The sequence below is a fragment of the Mycobacterium sp. UM_Kg1 genome, from assembly GCF_000972925.1.
Taxonomy (GTDB): domain Bacteria; phylum Actinomycetota; class Actinomycetes; order Mycobacteriales; family Mycobacteriaceae; genus Mycobacterium; species Mycobacterium hiberniae.
On the sequence record NZ_JRMK01000289.1, the window covers coordinates 1 to 1,814 of the forward strand.

A 1,814-nucleotide genomic window follows, 5' to 3' on the forward strand; every position below is an offset into this window, starting at 1 on the left:
ACGCCGGTTACGAGGAGACCGACCGCGAGCATGTGCTGCTCGGGGATGCCGGTCGCCGGGTCGCGGACGGCAAGACGCTGGTGTCGACCACCTTCGTCGTGCCGTACCCGCCGGGCTTCCCGGTGCTGGTTCCCGGTCAGGTGATCTCCAAGGAGATCCTGTACTTCCTGGCCGAACTCGACGTGAAGGAGATCCACGGCTACAACCCCGAACTGGGGCTGGCGGTGTTCACCCAGGACGCCTTGGACCGCTACACCCGGGCCGTCCAGGCGGGCGCTTAGGACCGCCGGGTCCGGGCCGGGCAGCAGCGGCGTCGCACGGGTTGCCACGCCGGAAGCATCTTCGGTCACTACGCTGACTCGGCATGGCCACGACGGACGGTGTGCGCGGCGGCAGTCGGCTGTCGGCGCAGGACTGGGTGCAGGCCGGGTTCCGGATTCTGGCCGAGGACGGCGTCAAGGCGCTGACCATCGACCGGCTGTGCCGGCGGCTCGGGGTCACCAAGGGCAGCTTCTACTGGCACTTCGCCGACATGAAGTCCTATCGGCAGGCGTTGGTGGACACCTGGGCGGCGGTGCGCGACGAAGACCGCGGCGACTTCGATGCGCTCTCGTCGCTGCCGCCGCGTGAGCGGCTGTCACGCATGATGACCGCGCTGGTGAGCCCCGGCCACTGGATGCTCGAACGCGCGATGCGGGAATGGGCGCGTTCGGAGGAGGCTGTCGCCGCGGCGGTGGCCAGCTCTGACCGGCGGGTGCTGGGCGCGGTCCGGCAGGTGTTCCTCGATGAGGGCTTCGCGCCCGAGGAGGCCGATATGCGTGCCAATGCGACCTTTGCCGCCGGTATCGGCTTTCTGCACCTGTCCGGTTCGGCGCCGAGTCCGCGTGCGGCGGGCCGCCGGGAGATGTTCCTGGATGTGATGCTTCGGCACTGATAACCATACCAAAAGGTATGGTACGGTCCGGGCATGACGACCACGACCGCCCCCGAGTTGACCGACGAATTCATCTCGCACCTGGCGCAGCGCGCCGCAGCGGCCGAAGAACTGCGCCGGTTGCCGGCCGAGACCGTGGCAGACTTCCGCGCGTCCGGACTTGCCGGCCTGCTCCTGCCGGCGCGCTACGGCGGCCGGCAGGCTGAGTTCCCCGAGATCCTCGACCCCATCCGGCGCATGGCGCACGGCTGCGCGTCGAGCGCTTGGACGCTCGGGTTCTACATGCTGCACAACTGGATGCTGGCGCTCTTCGGCGAGCAGGCCCAGGACGAGGTGTTCGCGGGCGGGCCGGTGCTGTGCCCCGCGCCGCTGGCGCCGACCGGCCGCGGGGTGCCCGACGGGGACGGCATCCGGCTTTCCGGGCGGTGGTCGTGGGCCACCGGGGTCATGGAGTGCGACTGGATCATGGTGGGCGCGATCTGCGGACCCGACGATGCCCCGTACCCGGCGCTGGTGTTGTTGCCCGCCGACGAGATCCGGGTCGAAGATGTCTGGCACACCGCGGGCATGCGGGCTACCGGCTCCAACGACGTGCTGATCGACGATGTGTTCGTCCCGTCGCACCGGCTGGTCAAGGTTGTCGACATCTACTCGGGTACCGCCCCGGGGGCCGACCTGCACGACGGGTCGGCATATCGGTGGCCGATGGTGCCCGCGCTGGCGCTGGTCGCGGCGATGCCCGCCCTCGGGTCGGCCGAATGGGTCACGGACCTGTTCGCCGAGCGTTTGACACAACGCGTGCTCGCCTATTCCGGTGCCGCGCAGAAGAACCAGCCGGCCGCCCAGATCCGCCTCGGCGACGCCCTGTCTCTTATACACA

At 69.6% G+C, this 1,814-nt stretch carries 3 protein-coding genes; all 3 read left to right on the plus strand.

The window, feature by feature from the left end; all coding sequences use genetic code 11:
* Positions 1-281, plus strand: a 281-nt coding sequence (locus LI92_RS21100; protein WP_046322425.1) for an Orn/Lys/Arg family decarboxylase, incomplete at its 5' end; no start/stop codon positions are given.
* An 83-nt stretch (positions 282-364) separates the two neighbouring features.
* Positions 365-934, plus strand: a complete 570-nt coding sequence (locus LI92_RS21105; protein ID WP_046322427.1) for a TetR/AcrR family transcriptional regulator — start codon at positions 365-367, stop codon at positions 932-934.
* A gap of 33 nt (positions 935-967) precedes the next feature.
* Positions 968-1,814: acyl-CoA dehydrogenase family protein (locus LI92_RS21110; RefSeq protein ID WP_046322429.1), on the plus strand; the 847-nt coding region annotated here is incomplete at its 3' end.